The organism is Rhodococcus sp. KRD162 (genome assembly GCF_017168335.1).
Taxonomy (GTDB): Bacteria; Actinomycetota; Actinomycetes; order Mycobacteriales; family Mycobacteriaceae; genus Rhodococcoides.
Window position 1 is genome coordinate 886,827 of the sequence record NZ_JABFAU010000003.1, and the last position, 23,948, is coordinate 910,774.

The following is a 23,948-nucleotide window of genomic DNA, read 5'->3' on the forward strand; positions in this document are numbered from 1 at the left end:
TCTGGCTGATTTCGAGGCGATATCTTCGCCTCGGCCGAACTCCCGAGGAGACCCTTTGCCGGAAGACGGCCACACATCGAGCAGCTCCGGTGTGCCGCTCGAAGAAGACTTCGAGCAGGCATACCTGACGCGGCTGTACACCCAGCTCGACGCGTTACGCGAATATGCAGCCAACCGATTGCGCGCAGTGCTGTTGGAGACCGGCGGTACCCCGCAGGCCCGTAGCGAGCGCGAATCGTTCAACCAGATGTACACCGAGGACATAGCCAAGTACGACGCAGCCGAGAACGGACTCTGTTTCGGACGTATCGACCTCGATCCGGACTCGCTCGATCCCAAGATCGACGACGGTCCCGAACGCTATATCGGCCGCGTCGGGATTCTCGACGACAAGAACGACTACGAGACGCTGCTGCTGGACTGGCGCGCACCGATGGCCAGGCCGTTCTATCTGGCCACCCCGGCGGCGCCCGAGAACGTCTTGCGACGCAGACACATTCGTACTCGTGGCCGCCGGGTGACGTCGATCGCCGACGAGTATCTCGATCTGAACTCGGCGCGATCGTCCGGCGACGGTGCCGTGGCCGGTGGCGTGGCCAGCGAAAGTGCGCTGCTGTCGGCACTGGATGCCGCTCGTACCGGTCAGATGAACGACATCGTCGAGACGATCCAGAGCGAGCAGGACGCGATCATCCGATCCCAGCATCGCAGTGTGTTGGTCGTCCAGGGTGGACCCGGTACCGGCAAAACGGCCGTCGCCCTGCACCGCGCCGCGTACTTGCTCTACACCTACCGTCAACAACTGGGTAAGAGCGGCGTGCTGATCATCGGTCCCAACGCGACCTTCCTCGACTACATCGGGCAGGTTCTGCCCTCGCTCGGCGAGACCGGCGTGCTGCTGTCCACAGTCGGCGACCTGTACCCGGGAGTTCGCGCACAGCGCGAGGATTCGGCGTCGGCTACCGAGATCAAGGGCAGACTGTCGATGGTCGAGGTCCTGACCCAGGCGGTACGCGACCGTCAGGAACTCCCCTCCCAGCCCCGTCGACTGACGTTCGACACCTACGACATCACGCTCGATCGCAAGATCGTCACCCGCGCTCGCGGTCGCGCCCGCTCGTCCCGGCGACCGCACAACCTGGCTCGGCCGCTGTTCGTGTCCTCGGTCATCGACCAGTTGGCCAACCAATTGGCAGCGAAGCTCGGGCAGAACCTCGTCGACGGGTCCAGCTTGCTCAGCGCCGACGACATCGCCGACATGCGCGAGGAGATGCGCGAGGATCGCGACGTCATGGCCGCCGTGGACGAACTGTGGCCGGATCTGTCTCCCCAACAGGTCCTGCGGGATCTCTTCGCGTCACCGGAGAAGATCGCCTCGGCCGCGCCGGCACTGGACGAGGTAGAGCGTGAGGCGCTCGTCCGCCGAGGCCACGGCTTCTCGTCGGCCGATGCTCCCCTGCTCGACGAACTCGCCGAGCTTCTCGGCGTCGACGACGCCGCCGAACGGGAACAGGCACAACGTCAATGGCGCGGCCAGATCGCCGACGCCCAAGGTGCCCTGGACATCCTGACCGGTTCCGCACCGCAGGACCTCGAGGACGAACTCGATCCGGAGATTCTGATGGCGTACGACCTCATCGATGCGGATCAGCTTGCGCGACGGCAGAATTCGGGTCAACGACTCACCACAGCCGAGCGGGCAGCCGGTGACCGAACGTGGACCTACGGGCACGTGATCGTCGACGAGGCGCAGGAACTGTCTGCGATGGCGTGGCGAATGGTGATGCGGCGCATACCGAATCGATGGATGACTCTGGTGGGCGATACGGCGCAGACCGGCGATCCCGCCGGAACCTCGTCATGGGGATCGGTTCTCGAACCGTATGTGGCCAAGCGCTGGAAGCGCACCGAACTGACCGTGAACTACCGAACACCGTCCGAGATCATGGCTGTGGCACACGAGGTGCTGGCAGCCATCGATCCCGAGCAGTCCGAGCCGCGGTCGATCCGGAGCACCGGAGTACTTCCTTGGGCTCAGAGGGTGGCACCGGAAGATCTTGTCACCGCGGTGGAGAAGCGAGTGGCCGAGCACCCGCGCCCAGGCCTGAGCGCAGTGCTGACGCCCGCAGGCCACGTCGATCGATTCCGCCACCTGGCATCGGAATTGGTCACCGTGTCGACGGTCAAGGATGCCAAGGGACTCGAGTTCGATTCGGTGCTGATCGTCGAACCCGGTGCCATCGTGGCCGATTCGGCCAAAGGCATGAACGACCTGTACGTGGCGCTCACCCGAGCAACGCAGAGGCTCGGTGTGGTGCACGTCGAGGCGTTGCCAGCTGAGCTCTCGGCCCTCCGGACGTTCGAGCCTGCAGCCTAGGGCACCGCACAACACCCACCGCCGGCCCGAATCACAGCGGAGGCGGTGGGTGTTGTGCGCGATGAAATCAGCGGACGGTGTGCACGATCAGAACATCGCAGGTGGACTTGCGCGCGGCGTCCGACGGGACCGATCCCAACAGACGGCCCGTCAACGAGTTCAGACCGCGGTTGCCGACGACGAGCAGGTCGCCCTTCACCTCGTCCACGAGTGCCAGCAGCGATTCCACGGGAGCACCGACAATCGCCTTTTCCTCGATGTTCTTGGCACCGGCTTTGGTAGCGTGCTCTCGCGCAGTGCGCAGGATCTCGCGCGTCGGAGCAGATCCGGTGATCTGGTAGGCGTCCTCGCGCAATGCGTCGGCAGCAGCAGAGGTGTCCTTCGGATCGGCCGGGTAATACGCGCAGGCAATCACCAGGGTGGCATCTGCGTCCCCCGCCAGAGCCGCGGCCTTCTCCACTGCCCGCAGGGACGATTCGGAGCCATCGGTCCCGACGACGACGGTGCGGTAGGCGCTCATTCATTCCTCCATTGGTCGGTCACACACAGATGTGACACTTCTGGTCGAACTCGATTGGTGCAAGTCACAGGACCGAAATGCGTGGTCCGGGGACTGATTCGCTGACATTAGCCGGAACCGGCCGATCGGCACGTGAACTTGGGGAACAACACGATCTGCGACACTCACATACATTGGTTTGCATGCCGATTCCCCGCCCGCCCCTGTCGAGACGGGCCGTCATCGTCGGCACCGCCGTGATCGCAGTTTTGGCGTTGGCCGCTCTCGCATTCGTATTCCTCCCCCAGGACCCGAGCGCCGATACGACCACCCGTGATGCGCGCATCACGCTACCGGAAAGTCCCGATTCGACGGGGACCGTCGATATCGACGCACGCCTGTACGTCCCCGCCTCCACCCCAGCGCCGACGGTTCTGCTCGCCCACGGGTTCGGCGGCAGCAAGGACTCGGTCGACGGGCAGGCGCGCGAACTGGCTTCCCGGGGGTACACCGTCCTTGCGTACAGCGCTCGTGGGTTCGGTGCCAGCACGGGTTCGATCTCGATCAACGATCCCGATCGTGAGGTCGCCGACGCACGTGGACTCATCGACTGGCTCGCCGAACAACCGGAAGTGCAACTCGACGGACCCGGCGATCCGCACATCGGCGTCGCGGGCGGTTCGTACGGCGGCGCACTGGCTCTGAGCGCAGGCGGCACCGATCCCCGCATCGATTCCATTGCCGCTGCGATCACGTGGAACGATCTGGGGCAGGCGCTGTTCCCCAACTACGGGATCACCTCGGCCGAGGCTCGACAAGCGCTGGGCAACATCACCACTCCCGCTGCTGCAGAATACGGTGGGCCCGGCGTCCTCAAGCGCGGATGGGCCGGAGTGTTCTTCGGCGTCGGCGCGACGAGCAGACAGTCCGGCAACACGACAGACGCCAACTCGGCCGGCGAGCCGTCAGGTACCGCCGAGAGCGCGACGGCCTGTGGCAGGTTCGCACCCGAATTCTGCGAGGCGTACACCCAGTCCGCCGTGACGGGAATCCCCAGTCAACAGTTGCTCGATCTGCTGACCGCCCACTCGCCGGTCGCGGTGGCGTCGAACATCACCGCCCCGACCCTGTTGGTGCAGGGCACCCAGGACACGTTGTTCGGTGTGGACCAAGCCGATGCGACGGCCCGTCAGATCGCGGCCGCCGGTGGCAACGTCACCGTGCGGTGGTTCGACGGCGGACACGACGCAGGAGGCACGAACGCGGCGAGCGATCGAGCCATCGCCGACTTCTTCGACAACACACTTCGAAACTCGCCGTCGGGCAGCGGGGCCGAGCCCTTCGTCTACTCCACGCAGAGTGCGATCGATGAGCGCCGAAGCGACCGCAATCGACGGATGACTGCTCCCGACTATCCCGGGCTGGCCTCCGACTCGGACTCGACTCGGACCCGATCGGTGGACTTCACCGCTACCGCCGAGAATCAGTCGATCATCCGCCCGCCCGGCGCGTCACCGTCGGCCATATCGTCGATACCCGGCCTGGGATCGGTGCTCGGGGCGTTGGGATCGACCGGAGCGGGCGCAGCTCTGACCTCTGATCTGCCGGGTCAATCTGCGACCTTCAGCAGCGAGCCTCTCGACTCGTCCGTGACGATCACCGGCGCGCCACGGGTGAATCTGCGGGTGGCCTCGCTCGCTGCGCCGGGTCAGTCGGTGCTGTTCGCGAAGCTCTACGATGTCGCGCCGAACGGCACCAGAACGCTCCCCGGCGGCGGCGTCTCGGCGATCCGCCTCCCCGACACGCAGGGCATCGACCCCGTCGATGTCACGGTCGTTCTCCCCGGCATCAGCTACACCGTCCAGCAGGGCCATCGCCTCGAGCTCAGCATCTCCACCACCGACCAGGCCTACGCCGTACCGCTCGAGCCGGCGCAGTTCAGTGTGGCCATGACCGACAACGTCATTGCGCTGCCGACCGTCGCTGCCGTGGCAAGCGCGAACAGCACGGTTCCGATCGCACCGCTGATCGGCATCGGAGTCGTGCTCCTCCTCGTGGGGTGTGTCATCGTCGCCGGAGTCGTACGCACCAGACGCCGGACGGTGGCAGAGGTCGACGAGGATCTCGTCGACACACCCTTGGTGATCACGGACCTGTCCAAGACGTACTCCAACGGCTTCCGAGCCGTCGACGGTGTCAGTTTCGAGGTGAAGCAGGGCCAGGTTCTGGGGTTGCTCGGTCCGAACGGCGCAGGAAAGACCACCACGCTGCGGATGCTCATGGGACTCATCGCACCCACCGGTGGCGACATCCGCGTCTTCGGCCACAAGGTGACCCCGGGTGCACCGGTGCTGTCCAGGCTCGGCTCGTTCGTCGAAGGATCCGGCTTTCTCCCGCACCTGACCGGAACGCAGAATCTACGGCTGTACTGGGAGGCGACCGGGCGTCCGATCGAGGACGCCCACCTGGACGAAGCGCTCGAGATCGCCGATCTCGGGACCGCGATCGAACGCAAGGTCAAGTCCTACAGCCAGGGAATGCGGCAACGCCTTGCGATCGCCCAGGCGATGCTGGGGTTGCCGGACCTGATGGTCCTCGACGAACCGACCAACGGACTCGACCCGCCGCAGATCAGGACGATGCGCGACGTCCTGATCAACTACGCGAAAACGGGCCGTACGGTGCTGGTCTCGAGTCATCTGCTCGCCGAGGTGGAGCAGACCTGCACCCACGTCGTGGTCATGAATCGCGGTTCGGTGATCAGTTCGGGCACTGTCCGAGAACTGACCGCAGCGGGCGGGCAGACCGAAATCAGAGTCGACGACGCCACCCGCACACGATCTGTACTCGAGGCCGCAGGCCACGACGGCGCTGTGATCGTCGACGACGGAACCGTGACTGTCGACCTGACCGACGCGGACTCCGCCGCCGTCATCACCGAACTCGTGACCGCAGGCGTCTCGGTGCGTGGCTTCTCGCAATCGACGCGCCTCGAGGATGTCTTTCTCGACCTCGTCCACCGGGACAATCCAGGATCCGACACCAGCAAGGATCAGCAATGAGCATCACGCACACGGACGGCCGCGCCAGCGGCTATACCGGCGGACGAACACTGCCGTTCCGAACCGAGCTGCGCAGGCAGCTCGGCCGACGCCGCACTCAGTTGGCGATCGGTTTTCTGGCCCTGCTCCCGGTGATCCTGGCCATCGCCTTCACCGTCGGCAGCTCGAGCGCCGACTCCGACGCCGGCGGGTTGATCGAACTCGGCACCAGGGGCGGCATGAACTTCACGGTGTTCGCACTGTTCATGTCGGTGGGTTTTCTGCTGATCGTCGTGGTGGCGCTGTTCTTCGGCGATTCGGTTGCCAGCGAGGCGTCCTGGTCGAGTCTGCGATACCTGCTGGCGATTCCGGTACCCCGCAGCCGGCTGCTGATGCAGAAGGCGCTGGTGTCGGCCACCTTGTCCGGTGCAGCACTTGCGGTGCTCGTCGGCGTATCCCTGGCGATCGGCACCGTGTTGTACGGTGCCGAATCGCTGATCACCCCGTTGGGTGAAGGACTTCCGTACGGCACCTCGCTGCTCCGACTGCTCATCGCGGCCGCATACATCGCTATCAATCTGCTGTGGGTCGCCGGACTGGCCATGCTGCTCTCGGTGCTCACCGATGCCCCGCTCGGGGCTGTCGGCGGGGCGGTGATGACGTCGATTCTCATGCAGATCCTCGATCAGATCACGGCACTCGGGTCGCTTCGAAACTATCTGCCCGGGCACTACGCGAATTCGTGGATCGATGCCTTCGGAACGAGTATCGACTGGAACGACATGGTGGTCGGCTCGTTCTCGGCCGTGACCTACGCGGCAGTGTTCGGGCTGATCGCCTGGCGGCGTTTCGCCACCAAAGACATCACCAGCTGACCCGACCTACTTCTTGGCGATTGCGGGTCCGAAGACGCCCGCTGGAAAGACGCCGTGGCCGACCAGCGCATCGCGCCACGGCGTCGCGAGCGAGACCAGCCGTGCGGCCCCGTCCTCGCCGAGCGCCGCCCAGGGTGCTGTAGCCAGATCGTTGGTGATGTCCTCGACCAGCTTGCGGAGATCTCTGCCGTCCTCGGACAGCGAACCGTCGGCCGAGAGAAGTTCTCGATCGGACAGCGAGGACACAGCCGAATCCCACTGCTCCGTCGACCACCCCCGACGCGTGCGCGCGAACTCCTTCTCGAATCCGTATCCCGTGGCGGTATGGGTGATCAGCGCGTCGAGACCGTTCAAGCCCGCGGTCTGCAGCGCGGCGATATGCCCGTCACCGCGGTACTCGCGGATCAGCGTCAAGGCGTGCCACAGAACCAGATGCGGCGCAGTCGGCCAGTCCAACTCGGCATATGCGGCGTACAGGGGCCGACCGTCGTCACCGGGGATTCCCCGGGCGGCGATCGACGCGAGGTCTGCGGCCTCGGCCATGTCCGCAGACGTCACCACCTCGGGGCCGAGTAGTCGAGTGAAGGCGGCATCGAGAGTCTCGTACCGGATCGACATGATCGCCTCGGGCGAGGCGATGTCCCAGGCCGCCGGGATCAACGGTGCGATCAGTTCACGGTTGAAGTTGTAGAACGTAGCAGTCACCACACCGGCACCCACCCGCCCCAGAGGCGCTGCGCGGCCCGCGAAATAGCAGGCTCGCGGCGGTAATCCAGCGGCAACGAGGGCCTCCTGCGTTTCGGGCAGGAAGTACGTGGTCGAGTGGATGAGTTCGAGTGCACGCGAGGTGCGCCCTGCGGTTGTTGCGTCCATCTCCGAACCGTATCGAACTCTGCCGCCGGTCTACTTCAGGCCGGCTGCATCCATGCCGCGGAGTTCCTTCTTGAGGTCCTGGATTTCGTCCCGGAGACGACCTGCGAGCTCGAACTTCAACTCGCGTGCGGCGTTCATCATCTGGTCGGTCATGTTCTTGATCAGATCTGCCAGTTCTGCTCTCGGCATGGACGAGACGTCCTGCCCCTCGTAGACACCCGAGCTCACCGACCGGCCTGCCTCGCCCTGCGCCCGGCGTCCCCGGCTCGCATTTCGACCGGATCCACCGACCTCGACGACGGACTCGGTGTCGTCTGCTTCCTCGTACACCTGGTCGAGGATGTCGGCGATCTTCTTGCGCAACGGCTGCGGATCGACACCCCTTTCCTTGTTGTACGCAATCTGCTTTTCGCGACGCCTTTCGGTCTCCTCTATCGCGTAGGTCATCGAGTCGGTCATCTTGTCTGCGTACATGTGTACTTCGCCGGAGACGTTTCGCGCCGCGCGACCGATGGTCTGGATCAAACTGGTGCCGCTGCGCAGGAACCCCTCCTTGTCGGCGTCGAGGATTGCCACCAACGAAACCTCGGGGAGGTCGAGTCCCTCACGAAGAAGGTTGATGCCCACCAACACGTCGTACTCGCCCAATCGAAGTTGGCGGAGCAGCTCGACCCGCCGAAGGGTGTCGATATCGGAGTGCAGGTACCGGACGCGAATACCCAGCTCGAGCAGGTAGTCGGTCAGATCTTCCGCCATCTTCTTGGTCAGTGTGGTCACCAATACGCGCTCGTCTTTGTCCGCGCGCTCACGGATCTGATGGACGAGATCGTCGATCTGCCCCTTGGTCGGCTTGATGACGACCTTGGGGTCGACGAGCCCGGTCGGACGAATGACCTGTTCGACGAACTCTCCCCCGGTCTGCCCCAGCTCGTACTTGCCCGGGGTCGCGGAGAGGTAGACCGTCTGGCCGATTCGCTGGGTGAACTCCTCCCACGTCAACGGACGGTTGTCGGTAGCGGACGGCAGACGGAAACCGAAGTCGACGAGGTTGCGCTTGCGCGACATGTCACCCTCGTACATCGCACCGATCTGCGGGACGGTGACGTGCGACTCGTCGATGACGAGCAGAAAGTCCTCCGGAAAGTAGTCGATCAACGTAGCCGGTGCGGTCCCCGCGCCGCGACCGTCGATATGCCTGGAATAGTTCTCGATTCCCGAGCAGAACCCGACCTGCTTGATCATCTCCAGGTCGTACTGGGTCCGCATCCGTAACCGCTGCGCCTCGAGTAGCTTGCCCTTGCTCTCCAGCTCGGCCAGACGGTCCTCGAGTTCGGCTTCGATGTCCTTGACCGCGCGTTCCATGCGTTCGGGCCCGGCGACGTAGTGCGTGGCAGGAAAAATGCGAACCGAATCGACCTGCCGGACGATGTCTCCGGTCAAGGGATGCAGGTAGTAGAGCGCTTCGATCTCGTCGCCGAAGAACTCGATGCGGATCGCCAACTCCTCGTACGAGGGAATGATCTCGACGGTATCGCCGCGGACCCGGAACGACCCGCGGGTGAAGGCCATGTCGTTGCGGGTGTACTGCACGTCGACCAGAAGTCGAAGCAGTGCATCGCGCTGAACCTCGACGTTGACCTCGAGTTCGATCGATCTGTCGACATACGACTGCGGAGTACCGAGACCGTAGATGCAGGACACCGAGGCCACCACGACGACGTCGCGTCGCGAGAGCAACGATGCCGTAGCGGAATGCCGCAGACGCTCGACATCGTCGTTGATGGACGAGTCCTTCTCGATGTAGGTATCGGTTTGCGCGATGTACGCCTCGGGCTGGTAGTAGTCGTAGTAGGACACGAAATACTCGACTGCGTTGTTGGGCAACATGTCGCGAAGCTCGTTTGCCAACTGCGCGGCCAATGTCTTGTTCGGAGCCATCACCAGCGTCGGACGCTGCAATTTCTCGATCAGCCACGCCGTCGTAGCGGATTTACCGGTACCCGTGGCACCGAGCAGCACGACGTCCTTCTCATCCGCCTGGATTCGCCGTTTCAACTCGGCGATGGCGGTGGGCTGATCACCGGCCGGCACATGATCGCTGACGACCTCGAAGGCCGGCCCGGTGCGCTCGATCGCGCCCACCGGCCGGTGTTCGGAGTGCGCGACAACGGGATGTTCGGATGCAAACGCCATTTCACAAGCGTAGACGCGCCCACCGACAAGTTCAGAGGGCCGACCCACCGCGTCGGTTCACGGTAGTTTCTACAGGCATGGTCGCTCACAGGTCCGCAGGTGCGCACACCGTCGTTCACCCTCCCAAACACGAGACCTTCGACCTCGTTGCCAAGACCAACATCGACCCCAAAGGGTTCGTGCGCGTCGTCGACGAGTACCGCGTCGAACCGTGGGGGCTGTACATGGCACGCCCCTCCGACCACGCCCACTTCGACTATCTGGAGTCCTGGTTGCTGCCGACGCTCGGGCTCCGAGCCTCGGTGTTCCACTACCTTCCCGCGCACGCCCGCGATCAGGACTACTACGTCGACATCGGCGAGTACACGGCAGGCGCCACTCGGTGGTCATCGATAGACCACTACCTCGACCTCAGCGTCCGTACCGGCCGAGACTACGACCTACTCGACGTCGACGAATTGTTCGACGCGCGGGTCGCACAGCACCTGGACACCGCGACGGCCGAGCGCGCGTTGACCCGATCGATCACGGCCATCGAGGGATTGACACGGCACGACTACGATCTCGACGCGTGGTTGGCTTCGGTCGGGATGCCGACCGAGTGGCGGGGCAAACCGTCCTGATTCTTCCGTCACCGGAACACCCGGTCGATGAACCGAAACGCCCCCAGTTCGTGATCGGCCCGGAAGTGCTCGTGATCCTCGCGTACTCGCTGCGCTGCATCGTCGGCAAAGGAAATGATGTCGTCGACGAACAACTCGCGCGGACCGATGGAGGCGAGAATCTCGGGCTCGATGTCGTGGTCGACCAAACCCGCCTCGTCGGACAATGCGTGGGCCTGGGCGAGCGAGCGGCCACAGATCCTGGCGTACTTCTTCCATTGTTTGCCGGACAGGTCGTCCAGATCGATGTCGTCGCGGAACGGAGCGCGCTCGCGAACCATGAACGCAACGCCGTCGACCTCGGCCGCACCGTAGAAGCGGTCGCCGCCGACGAGTAGTACCGCCTGCGCATGGGAGATGCGGCCGGCATCACCGTCGACCACGTAGTCGCACGGTGGCGTCAGACCGTCCAGAGCAGAACGACGGGCATGCTTGAACTCGATGATGATGTCATCTGTCCCGTCCTGACGCGGGCCTTCCACTTTCAGGTAGTAGCGAGGCAGGCCCAGTGAGGCGGTGCCCTGCCCGAGCCGTTTACAGACATCCTTGACCCGAAGTTCGCCGGCGCGATCCGGTATTTCGACGCCGTTGTCCTCGACGAAACGCTCGAGTGCCCGCTGAAACTCGGGCAACCGGTGGGTGATCGGTACGTGCTCGTCGTCGGCTTTGAAACCCCAGCTGTACTCGTCGTGATATTTCCTGGCCAACCAGTGCGATCGATCCTCCAGCGAGTCCTCGATCAGCTTTCTGATCAGTGTGGGCGCGTTGTCCTGGCGCATCTGCTGGTATTGCTCGCTGGAGTCTGCGGCGAGTTGCTCCATGGCGTCGATGTAGCCACTCACGAAGCAGGCAGCGATCCTCCGCTGCTTCTTGCGGCCCTTTCCGCCCTCGGCCCCCGCCCCGATCATGAACGCCGTCGCACCACGCTTGAGGTCCCAGGTGAACGGTGCGTAGAACGATTCATCGAAATCATTGGGGCCGAAGATCGGTACGTTGTCCACGCTCGGCATCACTCCGAAGTTCTCCGGGTGGACATCGCCGAGAGTCAGGACCGTCGGCATCCACGCGTCCTCGCCCGCGATATCGCGGTAGAACAGCAGGCACGTTCCGCGGAAGAACGAAAAGACGCTCTTGTGTAGCTTGTCGAACTTGGCGACGGCCTCTTCGTCCTTGTTGGCAATCCGCTTCTCATGATCCTCGCGAATGGTCTGACGCACATGCCTGCGCCGTTCGTGACCAGTGAGGTGACGCGGAAGAAACACCATCTGGCCCCGGGCTCTGGCCTGAGCGAGATCGCGGAAGGCCTCGAACCGAGACGCCGTTGTGCCGCCGCCCAACCCGTCTCCCGCATCGGAGGGCTGGGAATCTGCGGGCGACTTCTTCGTTTCTGGGCGCGGCTTCTTCGTGTCTGCCGTGGGCTTCTTCGCGGTCATGGCTGTGCGCATACCCCGGGGTGCCGCTACTTCAATCGCCGCCGAGCCAGAGGCCAAGCCGTCATGCCGACCATTCGGTGTCCGCCGCCCATTGCCATGCTCGACGGTATGCCACGTCGAACCATGGGGCCTTCGCGTCCTCGTAGGCCACGATGGCCGCTGAAAAGTCCGCGATTCCGGCAGCCGCCTCGGAGGCACGTCGCTTGATTGCCTCGTACTCCGTGGCTGCTCCCGCCTCGGCACGGAGCCAGTCACGAAACAGCAGAGCGAACTTCTGATTCGGCCAACCGTCCACTCGAAGATGAACGTTCACGGGTCGACCGGGATCGGCGCTGCCGTGAAAACGTTTGCCCCACACCGCTGGATCGGCTTCACCACCGATGCCGTATGCGGGTTTCGGATCGTCGTAGTTGCTGGCCTCGACACCGGGAAATCCTGCCGAGCGCAACTGGTCGCCTACCGCATCGGCATCCTCCAGTGCGCGGACCGTGACCTGAATATCGATGACGTTCTTGGCATCGAGCCCGGGCACAGCAGTGGAGCCGACGTGGTCGATCCGCACGGCCTTGTCGCCGCAGGCGAGGGCGAGGCGACCGATGATTCGGCGGGCCTGCGATTCCCATGCCGGGTCGGCGGTCACCAGTTCCGGATGTATCCGGGCAACGACGCCCTCTCTGATGTTGCGCTCGAACGGAATCAAGCGTTCGTTCCACAGCGCACGTACCTGCTCGTCGATACTGCCCGGAGCTCCGGTGTTGTCGATCCACACGTCCGCTGCCGCTCGACGCGCGTCGTCGGTGGCCTGGGCTGCGATTCGGGCTCGTGCGTCCGCCTCCACCATGTTTCGTTGACCGGTGAGTCTGCGTACCCGTTCTTCGGCGTCGACCCAGACGATGACCACCAGCTGGAAGAACGGGCCCATCGATCCTTCGACCAAGAGCGGAACGTCCTGCACCACTATGGCATCCGCGGCCGCACCATCGATGATCTCGGTCGTACGTGCGCCGACCAAGGGGTGCACGATCGCGTTGAGTTTCCGACGCGATTGTTCGTCGCCGAAGACCTTGGCCGCCAGGGCCGGCCGGTCGAGGGTGCCGTCGGGTTCGAGTATGTCGGGGCCGAACGTGTCCGTCAGTTGTTGCAGCCCAGGCGTTCCCGGCTCCACGACTTCGCGGGCGAGAACATCGGAATCGACGAGAACGGCCCCCTGTTCGGTCAGCACTTTCGCGACAGTCGATTTTCCGGCGCCTATTCCACCTGTCAGTCCCAGTCTCAGCATGCACCCAGTCTGTCACTCGAACACGCCGAAGCACACCAGCCTCAAATGCACCGTTTTCGGAGGTGTGTCGGTTATCTTCGACGAGCGCGACCACGATGTGCCGACCCACTGCTATCGAAAAGGACACCCATGCGAAGCAATCAGATCCAACCGGGTCGGCACCGCCTTGGCATGGATGCAGGCGTTCATTGCGTTCTCATTCCGGAAGTTGCCTCGGCGTTGGCCGACCACCGGCGTAACTGGTTCACCAATCTTCTGACTCCCGCTCGCCACAGCTTCGCCACCATGCGCAAGCGCACAGCGAGCGTCGGCCAGTGGAGTCCAGCCACCGCCGCGTAGTTCGCACTCCCCCTCACACCATGGGCCCGGTTCACTCGAACCGGGTCCATCGTCGTTTCGCCGGCTCCTGTACCGGGACGTTCCGACGGACCAGGTCTTCGAACGAGAAAGCCCCGGTTCTCGTGACGAGAACCGGGGCTGCAGTCACACCCTCACGGGCGGACGACATCTATCAGGCGTTGCCCGACAGCTTCTCACGAAGTGCAGCGAGCTGCGCATCGCTGGCCAGCGATCCACCGGTCGACGCGGGAGCCGACGCTGCGGGAGCATCGCCTTCTGCATCAGCGGGAGCCTGGCCCGACTCGGAGGAGTAGTTGGCGTTGGCAGCTTCGGCAGCTTCGTCCTTGGCCGTCTTCTCCATCTGAGCGGTGTGCATCTTGTGGCGACGCTCCGCCTCGGCGTAGCGACCTTCCCACTCTTCACGCTGCTTCTCGTAGCCTTCGAGCCATTCGTTGGTCTCGGAGTCGAAGCCCTCGGGGAAGATGTAGTTGCCACCCTCGTCGTAGGAATCGGCCATGCCGTACTTGGACGGATCGAACTCTTCCGCGTAGTCCTCGTTGGCCTGCTTGAGGCTCAACGAAATACGACGACGCTCGAGATCGATGTCGATGACCTTGACGAGTGCGTCGTCGCCGACACCCACGACCTGGTCCGGAACCTCCACATGGCGCTCGGCCAGCTCGGAGATGTGCACGAGGCCCTCGATGCCCTCTTCGACGCGCACGAATGCACCGAAGGGAACGAGCTTGGTGACCTTTCCGGGCACGATCTGGCCGATCGCGTGGGTGCGAGCGAACTGGCGCCACGGATCTTCCTGAGTTGCCTTGAGCGAGAGCGAAACACGCTCGCGGTCCAGATCGACGTCGAGCACCTCGACGGTGACCTCGGTGCCGACCTCGACAACCTCGGACGGGTGATCGATGTGCTTCCAGGACAGCTCGGAGACGTGCACGAGGCCGTCGACGCCACCCAGGTCCACGAAGGCACCGAAGTTGACGATGGAGGACACGACGCCCTTACGGACCTGGCCCTTCTGCAGCTGGTGCAGGAACTCGCTGCGAACCTCGGACTGAGTCTGCTCGAGCCATGCGCGACGCGACAGGACCACGTTGTTGCGGTTCTTGTCAAGCTCGATGATCTTGGCCTCGATCTCCTTGCCGACGTACGGCTGGAGGTCGCGGACACGACGCATCTCGACGAGCGAGGCGGGAAGGAAGCCACGGAGACCGATGTCGAGGATGAGTCCACCCTTGACGACCTCGATGACGGTGCCCTTGACGGCCTCGTCCTTCTCCTTGAGCTCTTCGATGGTGCCCCAGGCGCGCTCGTACTGAGCTCGCTTCTTGGACAGGATCAGGCGGCCTTCCTTGTCCTCCTTGGTGAGGACGAGAGCTTCGACCTCATCGCCCACGGAGACGACCTCGTTGGGGTCGACGTCGTGCTTGATGGAGAGCTCACGGGAAGGGATGACGCCTTCGGTCTTGTAACCGATGTCGAGCAGAACCTCGTCACGATCGACCTTGACGATGGTGCCCTCGACGATGTCACCATCGTTGAAGTACTTGATCGTGGCGTCGATGGCGGCGAGAAAATCCTCTGCGGAGCCGATATCGTTGACGGCTACCTGCGGTGAGGTTGTGGTTGAGGGCATGTGTTGAGTTGCTCCGGACGGGTTGGGTATCGGTTGATGGATGTTCGGTCGGACCTGTAGAACATGTGCAGCACGAGCATTGTCGGCAACGTCGCTGCCGATTCCGCAGCACCGACGCCGGGGTGAACCCGACCTGGGCGCAGCATGAACACACTCGCGTTGAACAGGGTACGCGATGCCGCAGTACCAGCACAAACCTGGTTAGAGTCGACGCGTGAACGATCCTTCCGTCCCGACGTCCACCCCCGGCCGCGGCAGACTCGATTCGGCTACGAGCGACCGCGCCAGTCGGCTCTGGTGGGACTTCGACGCCGACAACTACCACCGTACGCACGGTGCGTTTCTGGGTGCATCGACCGCGTCCGGGGAGTTCGTCTGGTGCCCGGAGGGATTGCACGAGGGCGACGTGCACCTGTTGGGTGAGGTTGCCGACAAGGATGTTCTCGAAGTCGGCTGCGGCAGCGCTCCGTGTGCCCGTTGGCTCGCCACTCAGGGAGCACGAGCGATCGGCCTGGACATCTCGATGGGCATGTTGCAGCGCGGGCTCGACGCCATGCATGCCGGAGGGTCGACGGTTCCACTCGTCCAGGCCAGTGCCGAGTCGTTGCCGTTCGGCAATGAGCGGTTCGACATCGTGTGCTCGGCCTTCGGTGCCGTTCCGTTCGTCGCGGACTCGGCCAACGTGATGCGCGAAGTGGCACGTGTGCTGCGACCGGGTGGAATCTGGGTCTTCGCCGTCAACCATCCGATGCGCTGGGTATTTCCCGACGATCCCGGGGTCGGCGGGCTCACCGCCACGATTCCGTACTTCGACCGAACTCCGTACGTCGAATACGACGCGGACGGCATCCCGAACTACGTCGAACATCACCGCACCATCGGTGACCGGGTGCGCGAACTGGTCGCCGCGGGCCTCGAGGTGCGAGACATCGTCGAGCCGGACTGGCCGGAATGGCTCGACCGCGAGTGGGGGCAATGGAGCCCGCTTCGTGGCCAACTCTTTCCCGGCACCGCGATCTTCTGCAGTCGCAAATCGCCCTGAGCCTGTGGTCGATCAGCGCCGATGCACGCGGGCCTCGACGGTCTCGGTGAACGCGCTGGTCGATGCCTGCCCACCCAGGTCGGCCGTCGCGACGCCGGATTCGACCGTGGCGTCAACGGCATGTCTGATCCTGCCGGCTGCCGCTGCCAGCCGTTCGTCCCGATGCCGTGGGGCGAGCCATTCGAGCAGCATCGCAGCCGAGAGAAACAGCGCGGTGGGGTTGGCACGGTTTTTGCCCGCGATATCCGGTGCCGAGCCGTGCGAGGCCTGGGCCATGGCCTTCGATTCCGAGGAATTGATCGACGGTGCCGTGCCCAACGACCCGGACAGCTCGCCCGTCAGATCGGAAAGTATGTCGCCGAACATGTTCTCGGCCACGATCACGTCGTAGTCCTGTCCCCGCCGGACCAGATGTGCTGCGAGTGCGTCCACATGCTCCTCGGTGATCTCGACCTGCGGGAATTGCTCCCCCACCGCTCGGCACGCATCGCGGAACAGACCCGTGGTCATGGACAGCACGTTGGTCTTGTGCACGATCGTCAACTTTCTTCGGCGTCGGTCGGCCAGCGTGAACGCCTCGCGAGCAATGCGCTCGCATGCTCGGCGAGTGAACACCGCCACTGCCAGCGCCACATCGGGGGTCGGCATGAACTCGCCGCTGCCGAGGCTCATGTTGCGATCGGCGTAGAAACCCTCGGTGTTCTCCCGCACCACCACCAGGTCCATCTGCGGCGACAGCGCCCGCACGCCCGTGAGCGCCTTCGCCGGTCGAATATTGGCGAACAAATCGAAGTCCTTGCGGATCCGTCCGCCGGGCGTCAGTTGCGAGCGGAACGGCTCGGGATACGACGCGCTGTCGTGTGGTCCCAGAATCCAACATTCGAGTTCGGCCACAGCAGCGAGCGTGCTCTCCGGGATCGGCGTTCCGTGTTCGTCCATCGCGCTCAAACCCAGCGGAAGGTGTACCCACTCGACAGCCGGTCCACCGACGGACGCCAGTGCAGCGTCGACAACTCTGATCGTCGCCGGCACGATCTCGTGGCCGATGCCGTCGCCGGTCAGCGCCCCGATCCGTAGCGTCGATGCGTTCCGGTCGTCCTTCTGCGCAATCATGGCCTCCATGGTGCAGTCTGCAGAACTTCTTCTCGACTCCGGCCTGGACTCCGCGGTTCGCCGTGAGTGGGCGGCGCTGTCCGACGCCGATCTTCCGAGCCAGAACCGTCATCGGGGTGAGTCCAATCGCCCGCACATCACCGTCGCGGTGGCGTCCTCGATGCCCGAGGACGTGAACGACGGTGCGGCCGTGCGCTTCGACCCGTTCGATGTGCGTCTCGGGGGTCTCGTCGTGTTCGGAGGTCGCACGATCACCCTCGCGCGCTTGGTCGTCCCGACGTGCGAGTTACTCGACCTGCACGCACGGATGCTCGAGGCCGTCGGGGAACATTCGCTCGATCATCTCGGTCTCGGTCGATGGACACCGCACGTGACGCTGGCCCGTCGATTGACACCCGAGGAAGCGGGCAACGCTGTGCGCCTGCTGTCCGGGACCACCGAGGATCTCGTCGGATCTGCGGTGACACTGCGCCGATGGGACGGAGAAGCCAAGCGGGAGTGGCGAATCGGCTGAACAGCGGGTCAGAATCGAAAATCACCGAACTGGGTCGTCTCCGCGTGGGTGTCGGGGGTGAAGCCGGCGAGTACGAGAACATCGAGGGCCAGAAACAGCAGCACAACTACCAGTACGAATGTCATGTCATCAGCGTCCTACCTGCGCCGATCGACCGCGAGTGGCAGTAATGTCACGTGTCCGCGAATTTCTGCCATACTCGTCTGCATGCTGAAACGAGTGGTCGTCGCACTGATGCCGTTGACCGAGCAGTTCGAACTCGGCGTCGCGTGCGAGGTGTTCGGGTTCGACCGCTCGGACGAGGGTTTGCCCACCTACGACTTCTCCCTGATAGCGGCCGTCCCCCAACCGATCCGCACACGCGTGGGCTACACCATCGACGTACCCCACGATCTTGATCGACTCGACACCGCCGATCTGATCATCATCCCGGCCGGTGGCACCGAAGCGGCGATCGACGGCAGCTACGTGTGCGGTACCGACTACGACGCCTCCGTCGAGCCACTGTTGGCCAAACTTCGCGCGGCGGTGGACCGCGGCGCGCTGGTCGCCAGCCTGTGCAACGGCGCCTTCGTCCTCGGCAAAGCCGGTTTGCTCGACGGCCGTCCGTGCACGACGCATTGGCGTCACTCGGCCTCGCTGGCTGCGAAATACCCTCTGGCACAAGTGAATCCGAACGTGCTGTACGTGGACGCGGGGAACGTTCTGACCAGTGCGGGTACGGCTGCGGGAATCGATCTGTGCCTACACATCGTGCGCAAGTATCAAGGCAGCATCGTGGCCAACGGGATCGCCCGCAGAATGGTCGTCCCGCCGCATCGCGACGGCGGCCAGGCCCAGTTCGTCACCAGTCCACTTCCCACCACGCGCACGGAGACCTTGGCACCGCTCCTGGACTGGATGACCGAGAACCTCGATTCCGAGCTGACGATCGGCCGTTTGGCGGCTCGGGTGAACATGTCAGCGCGTACGTTCGCCCGAAAGTTCGTGGCCGAGACAGGCACCACGCCCGCGCGATGGCTCAACGATCAGCGGGTCCTCGCGGCTCAGCAGTTGCTCGAGAACTCCGATCTGTCGATGGATTCGATCGCCGAGGTGGTCGGCTTCGGAAACGCCGCTGCTCTGCGGCAGCATTTCGTGAGATTGCGATGCACCACTCCGAACTCGTACCGTCGGACGTTCCGGGCGGCACCCCAGCCTGTCTGACGGGCGGGGATGATTTGGGCCGACAGCTGCGTTGACACCGTCCAGAAGCGCAATCAACGAAAGGAAGCGCATGGCCACTCAGACCTTGACTCAGCAGAACTTCGACGACATCGTCACCAACAACGACGTGGTGTTGGTCGATTTCTGGGCCTCCTGGTGCGGCCCGTGCCGTCAGTTCGCTCCGACCTTCGAGAAGTCGTCCGACGCGCATCCCGACGTCGTACACGCCAAGGTCGACACCGAGGCCGAGCAGGGACTCGCGGCCGCAGCTCAGATCCAGTCGATCCCGACGATCATGGCCTTCCGCGAGGGCATCCTCGTCTACGCGCAGCCGGGCGCTCTTCCCGCCCCGGCCCTGGAAGACCTCGTCGGTCAGATCAAGGCACTCGACATGGACGTCGTACGCCAGCAGATCGCCGAACAGACTTCCGAAGCCGAGTGACGATTCGCCGATGAAACCGGTGCGCGCCGCGTGGTGCGCACTGGTTTCGGCCGGCGTAGGGCGTCAATGCGCTGCGGCATCCCAGCTACGACCGGTGCCTACGGAGACTTCCAACGGCACCGACAATTCGATCGCCGACGACATCTTCTCGCGCACCAGGGCCTCGACTTCCTCGCGCTCCGACTCGACGACCTCGAGTACCAGTTCGTCGTGCACCTGCAGCAACATTCGCGACTTCAATGTCGACTCCGCCAACGACCTCTGCACGTCGATCATCGCCACCTTGATGATGTCCGCGGCGGTTCCCTGAATCGGGGCATTGAGCGCTGCTCGCTCAGCGACCTCGCGGCGCTGCCGGTTGTCGCTGTTGAGATCCGGTAGGTAGCGACGCCTGCCGTACAGCGTCGAGGTGTACCCCACCTTGCGCGCTTCTTCCACTGCATTGCGCAGGTAGTCACGGACCCCACCGAACCGGGCGAAGTATGCCTCCATCTGTTGCTTGGCTTCGTCGGTGGAGATCTTGAGCTGCGCGGCGAGGCCGAACGCACTCAGTCCGTAGGCCAATCCGTACGACATGGCCTTGACCCGACGGCGCAGCTCGGGGGTGACCTCCTCGATCGGCACGCCGAAGGCGCGCGATCCGACGAAACTGTGCAGATCTTCACCGGTGTTGAACGCCTCGATCAGACCCTCGTCACCGGACACGTGCGCCATGATGCGCATCTCGATCTGGCTGTAGTCGGCGGTGAGCAGCATGTCGTAGCCCGCTCCGACGACGAACCCGTCGCGAATATGCCGGCCCGCCTCGTTGCGCACCGGGATGTTCTGCAGGTTCGGCTCGGTGGACGACAGTCGACCGGTAGCCGCAACGGTCTGATTGAACGTGGTGTGGATGCGACCGTCGTCGGCAACGGACTTGAGCAGACCGTCGACAGTCACCTTCATCCGCGTCGCGTCGCGATGATCGAGCAGAAACTTCAAGAACGGGTGCTCGGTCTTCTCGAACAAACCTTGCAGCGCATCGGCATCGGTGGTGTAGCCGGTCTTGGTCTTCTTCGTCTTGGGCATGTCGAGTTCCTCGAACAGCACCACCTGCAACTGCTTCGGCGAACCGAGGTTGATCTGCTTGTCGATCACACCGTATGCGGAGTTCGCGGCCTCCTCGACCTGTGCGGCGAACCCGGACTGCAAGGCGCGCAGGTGATCACCGTCGACGGCGATACCGGTTCCCTCGACCTCTGCCAACACCGTCAGCAAAGGCAACTCCATCTCGGACAGCAGCGTGGTCGACTCGATGGCGGCGAGCTCGGCGTCGAGTGCATCGGCCAGATCGATCACCGCCCGGGCCTTGAGAATCTCGCCCTCGGCGAACGCGGCGTCGGCAGTATCCTCGGCATCGAGCAGTGACATCTGGCCCTCGCCCGAATCCTCGACTCGGAGTTCGCGCTTGAGGTACCGCAGCGACAGATCGTCGAGATTGAACGATCGTTGACCGGGCCGAACGAGGTACGCGGCCAAGGCGGTGTCGGTGGTCAATCCGCCGAGAGTCCAGCCCCGACCGCGCACGGCATGCAGAGCCCACTTCGCCTCGTGCAGTGCCTTGGGCTGCGCCGGATCCTCGAGCCACGCGGCGAGTGCTCGCTCGTCGGATTCGTCGAGGGCCGTCGTCGTGACGAATGCGCCCTCCCCGTCGGCCGCAGCGATCGCCACCGACGTCGCATCGCTCTCGAAAGGCCTGCGCGGCCCGAGAATGGACACTCCGCTACGTCGGCCGTCGGAGGCATGTTCGTCCAACCATGCGCCCAGTTCGCCCGGCGCGACGATCCCGCCCCGCACGTCGAAGCCCTCCTCCGCCTCGGGTTCGACCGAGGCGAGAGTCTCGAAGAGTCGATCGCGCAGGATCCGGAACTCGAGGTCGTCGAACAGGGCATGGATCTTTTCGCGATCCCAGGGCGCGAGTTCGAGCTGGTCCGGCGTGTACGGCAACGGAACGTCTCGCACCATTTCGGTGAGTTCACGATTGAGCACCACGCTCGACAGATTGGCGCGCAGGGCATCTCCCACTTTGCCCTTGACCTTGTCCACGTTGTCGACCAGAGCGGCGAGGGATCCGTATTCGATGATCCACTTGGTGGCCGTCTTCTCGCCGACGCCCGGGATGCCGGGAAGATTGTCGCTCGGGTCCCCGCGCAGGGCCGCGAAATCCGGGTACTGGGCCGGCGTCAAACCATATTTGCCGGTGACTTCGTCGGGGGTGAACCGGGTGAGATCCGAGACACCCTTGCGGGGGTAGAGCACCGTGACGTTGTCGGTGACCAACTGCAGAGCATCTCGGTCGCCGGTGACCACGAGAACGCGAAAGCCGAGCGCCTCGGCTTGTGTCACCAGAGTGGCGATGATGTCGTCCGCTTCGAACCCCGCCTCTGCCATCACCGGGATCCCCATGGCCCCGAGGACATCCTTGGTGATGTCGACCTGGCCGGCGAACTCGTCCGGGGTCTTGCTGCGGTTGGCCTTGTACTCGGGAAACCGCTCGGCACGAAAGGTCTGCCGCGAGACGTCGAAGGCTGCGGCGATGTGCGTCGGCTTCTCGTCCCTGAGCAAATTGATCAACATCGAGGTGAATCCGTAGACGGCATTGGTCGACTGACCACTTGTGGTCTTGAAGTTGTCCGCCGGCAGCGCAAAGAAGGCACGAAACGCCATCGAATGACCATCGATGAGCAGCAACGTGGGCCGTTGCTCGCCCACTTTCGCATCGGTCTCGGCGGCGGGCGCTGCACTGTTCTCGGTTACTGGGCTCACGGTTGACCAGTCTAGGTAGCGGGTCCGACAACGCGTAGCCGGATGCTCGTCGCGCCCGGTGATCACCGTCGCGCCACAACTTCGAGCCGCGAAACACAACCGATACTTTCCGGAAATCTCAGTCGCCGATTTTGCGTCGCTTCAACCGATAGAGTCCGACAATTGCAGGAAGCCCACATTTCAGTGGCTCAACGACAACCGTCCGGAGGACGTGCGTGGCTCCAAATGTTCGATGGACCAGAAAGGCGCAACCGCCAGGGGTGCGCGCAAGATCTGCCGTTCGGCTCCTCCAGCGAACACTCCTTCTCACCATCCTCGCTTCGATCGCTGCTCTGATGTTCGGAGCGCAGGCCATGGCTCAGGAACCCACCCCGAGCGCGGGTCCCGTGACCAGCACCGAACAGGCACCCCCTCCCGCCGACGCGGTCAGTGTGGCCGGATCGTTGAACAACGGCGGCGAGCGGTTGGTCGGCGTCGACGTCCAGGCACTGGATTCGAGCGGGTCCGAGGTCGCCCGCACCACCTCCGAGGCCGGGGGCCGGTGGACCCTCGAATTGTCTCCTGGCACATACACATTTCAGGTGGTCCAGGAAACCCTTCCCGATGGAGTGAGCGTGCAGGGTGAGGTGGAACGCGACGTGCAAGCGGGGCGATCCAACACCGTCATCTTCTCCTTCGGCGAAGCCAGGACCTCAGTGGACAACCCGTTCTACGAGCAGTTCATTCGGACGACGGTCGACGGCATTCGCTTCGGACTCGTGATCGCCATCTCGGCAATCGGCCTCAGCCTGATCTTCGGCACCACCGGCTTGACCAACTTCGCGCACGGCGAACTCGTCACTCTCGGTGCGGTGGCGGCCTGGATCTTCAACGTCACCATGGGCATTCAGCTGATTCCTGCCACCGTATTGGCGATCATCGTCGGCGTGGCGATCGGCTGGCTCAACAACACCCTGATCTGGAGACCGCTACGAAAACGTCGAACGGGTCTGATAGCCCAGCTGGTGGTGACCATCGGCCTCGCGATCGCGCTGCGCTACCTGATACTCATCTTCTTCTCGGACCGTTCCGAGCCGTACAACGACTACCAGGCGCAGACCCAGAACGAGTGGGGTCCGCTGGCGATCACCAATGTCAATCTCGCATGCATCATCATCAGTGTCGTCGTGCTGATCGGTGTGGCATTGATGTTGCAGCGCACGAAGATCGGCAAGGCCATGCGCGCAGTGGCGGACAACCGTGATCTCGCGGCCTCGTCCGGAATCAACGTCGAGCGTGTGGTGACCTTCGTCTGGTGCCTGGGTGGCGGGCTCGCGGCCCTCGGAGGCGTGCTGTTCGGAATGTCCGAACTCGGCGGACGCGTCCAGTGGGAAATGGGCTTCAAGCTGCTGCTGCTCATGTTCGCCGGCATCACGCTCGGCGGACTCGGAACGGCATACGGCGCGTTCCTCGGCTGCGTCATCGTCGGCCTACTCGTCCAGTGGTCCACCCTGATCATCAATCCCGATCTCAAATACATCGGAGGCCTGCTCGTCTTGATTCTCATCCTGGTCGTTCGTCCTCAGGGCATCCTCGGCTCGCGACAAAGGGTCGGGTGACCACGC

18 protein-coding genes are annotated in these 23,948 nt (G+C 63.9%); 10 read left to right on the forward strand and 8 right to left on the reverse strand.

All coding sequences use genetic code 11. From position 1 onward, the window contains the following. Positions 1-55: 55 nt before the first annotated feature. Entirely contained in the window at positions 56-2,377 is a 2,322-nt protein-coding gene (locus J1M87_RS06495; protein ID WP_206488674.1) for an ATP-binding domain-containing protein, read from the forward strand. 67 nt (positions 2,378-2,444) lie between these two features. Here J1M87_RS06495 and J1M87_RS06500 read toward each other — a convergent pair whose 3' ends face one another. Further along, positions 2,445-2,897 (reverse strand): universal stress protein, encoded by a 453-nt coding sequence (locus tag J1M87_RS06500; RefSeq protein ID WP_032378962.1) that lies wholly within the window; start codon positions 2,895-2,897, stop codon positions 2,445-2,447. Between the two features lie 182 nt (positions 2,898-3,079). Between J1M87_RS06500 and J1M87_RS06505 the strand changes: the two genes are divergently transcribed. Beyond that, the gene (locus J1M87_RS06505) at positions 3,080-5,938 is read left to right on the forward strand and encodes an alpha/beta fold hydrolase (RefSeq protein ID WP_206488675.1); all 2,859 of its coding nucleotides are present in this window, start codon (positions 3,080-3,082) and stop codon (positions 5,936-5,938) included. Continuing rightward, positions 5,935-6,792, forward strand: coding sequence for an ABC transporter permease (locus J1M87_RS06510; RefSeq protein WP_206488676.1), 858 nt, complete (start codon positions 5,935-5,937; stop codon positions 6,790-6,792). The genes J1M87_RS06505 and J1M87_RS06510 overlap by 4 nt, the downstream gene beginning before the upstream one ends. Positions 6,793-6,798: 6 nt before the next feature. Here the strand turns inward: J1M87_RS06510 and J1M87_RS06515 are convergent, their stop codons facing one another. Continuing rightward, the gene (locus J1M87_RS06515; protein ID WP_206488677.1) at positions 6,799-7,665 is read right to left on the reverse strand and encodes a hypothetical protein; all 867 of its coding nucleotides are present in this window, start codon (positions 7,663-7,665) and stop codon (positions 6,799-6,801) included. Positions 7,666-7,695: 30 nt separating this feature from the next. After that, a complete protein-coding gene (uvrB, locus tag J1M87_RS06520; RefSeq protein WP_206488678.1) occupies positions 7,696-9,858 on the reverse strand; it encodes an excinuclease ABC subunit UvrB in 2,163 nt (720 codons plus the stop codon). 77 nt (positions 9,859-9,935) lie between these two features. Here uvrB and J1M87_RS06525 point away from each other — a divergent pair, with 77 nt between their 5' ends. After that, complete coding sequence (locus tag J1M87_RS06525) at positions 9,936-10,481, forward strand: DUF402 domain-containing protein (RefSeq protein ID WP_206488679.1); 546 nt, start codon at positions 9,936-9,938, stop codon at positions 10,479-10,481. Positions 10,482-10,489: 8 nt separating this feature from the next. Here J1M87_RS06525 and J1M87_RS06530 read toward each other — a convergent pair whose 3' ends face one another. Together J1M87_RS06530 and coaE are read right to left on the reverse strand one after the other, a co-directional pair. Beyond that, positions 10,490-11,953 (reverse strand): DUF2252 domain-containing protein, encoded by a 1,464-nt coding sequence (locus tag J1M87_RS06530; protein ID WP_206488680.1) that lies wholly within the window; start codon positions 11,951-11,953, stop codon positions 10,490-10,492. Positions 11,954-12,014: 61 nt separating this feature from the next. Then, positions 12,015-13,232: a dephospho-CoA kinase gene (gene coaE / locus J1M87_RS06535; RefSeq protein ID WP_206488681.1), complete on the reverse strand. Its 1,218-nt coding sequence runs from the start codon at positions 13,230-13,232 to the stop codon at positions 12,015-12,017. 129 nt (positions 13,233-13,361) lie between these two features. On the opposite strand from coaE, the gene J1M87_RS06540 reads away from it, so the two are divergent. Next, positions 13,362-13,571 (forward strand): hypothetical protein, encoded by a 210-nt coding sequence (locus J1M87_RS06540; RefSeq protein WP_206488682.1) that lies wholly within the window; start codon positions 13,362-13,364, stop codon positions 13,569-13,571. 172 nt (positions 13,572-13,743) lie between these two features. Here the strand turns inward: J1M87_RS06540 and rpsA are convergent, their stop codons facing one another. Then, positions 13,744-15,222 carry a 30S ribosomal protein S1 gene (gene rpsA / locus J1M87_RS06545; protein WP_206488683.1) on the reverse strand — a complete coding sequence of 493 codons (1,479 nt, stop codon included), beginning with the start codon at positions 15,220-15,222 and terminating at the stop codon, positions 13,744-13,746. 214 nt (positions 15,223-15,436) lie between these two features. Between rpsA and J1M87_RS06550 the strand changes: the two genes are divergently transcribed. Further along, positions 15,437-16,264 (forward strand): class I SAM-dependent methyltransferase, encoded by an 828-nt coding sequence (locus tag J1M87_RS06550; RefSeq protein ID WP_206488684.1) that lies wholly within the window; start codon positions 15,437-15,439, stop codon positions 16,262-16,264. A gap of 12 nt (positions 16,265-16,276) precedes the next feature. On the opposite strand, the gene J1M87_RS06555 is transcribed toward J1M87_RS06550, so the two are convergent. Further along, positions 16,277-17,377 carry an isocitrate/isopropylmalate dehydrogenase family protein gene (locus tag J1M87_RS06555; RefSeq protein WP_206488685.1) on the reverse strand — a complete coding sequence of 367 codons (1,101 nt, stop codon included), beginning with the start codon at positions 17,375-17,377 and terminating at the stop codon, positions 16,277-16,279. A gap of 7 nt (positions 17,378-17,384) precedes the next feature. Between J1M87_RS06555 and J1M87_RS06560 the strand changes: the two genes are divergently transcribed. From J1M87_RS06560 to trxA, 3 genes are all read left to right on the forward strand, one after another. Continuing rightward, complete coding sequence (locus tag J1M87_RS06560; RefSeq protein WP_206488686.1) at positions 17,385-17,891, forward strand: 2'-5' RNA ligase family protein; 507 nt, start codon at positions 17,385-17,387, stop codon at positions 17,889-17,891. A 207-nt stretch (positions 17,892-18,098) separates the two neighbouring features. Next, a complete protein-coding gene (locus J1M87_RS06565) occupies positions 18,099-19,097 on the forward strand; it encodes a helix-turn-helix domain-containing protein (RefSeq protein WP_206488687.1) in 999 nt (332 codons plus the stop codon). A gap of 70 nt (positions 19,098-19,167) precedes the next feature. Next, a complete protein-coding gene (gene trxA / locus J1M87_RS06570; protein WP_206488688.1) occupies positions 19,168-19,539 on the forward strand; it encodes a thioredoxin in 372 nt (123 codons plus the stop codon). Positions 19,540-19,602: 63 nt separating this feature from the next. Here the strand turns inward: trxA and polA are convergent, their stop codons facing one another. Further along, positions 19,603-22,344 carry a DNA polymerase I gene (gene polA / locus J1M87_RS06575; RefSeq protein WP_206488689.1) on the reverse strand — a complete coding sequence of 914 codons (2,742 nt, stop codon included), beginning with the start codon at positions 22,342-22,344 and terminating at the stop codon, positions 19,603-19,605. Between the two features lie 335 nt (positions 22,345-22,679). Between polA and J1M87_RS06580 the strand changes: the two genes are divergently transcribed. Beyond that, positions 22,680-23,942, forward strand: a complete 1,263-nt coding sequence (locus tag J1M87_RS06580) for a branched-chain amino acid ABC transporter permease (RefSeq protein ID WP_241256517.1) — start codon at positions 22,680-22,682, stop codon at positions 23,940-23,942. The last annotated feature ends 6 nt before the right edge of the window (positions 23,943-23,948 follow it).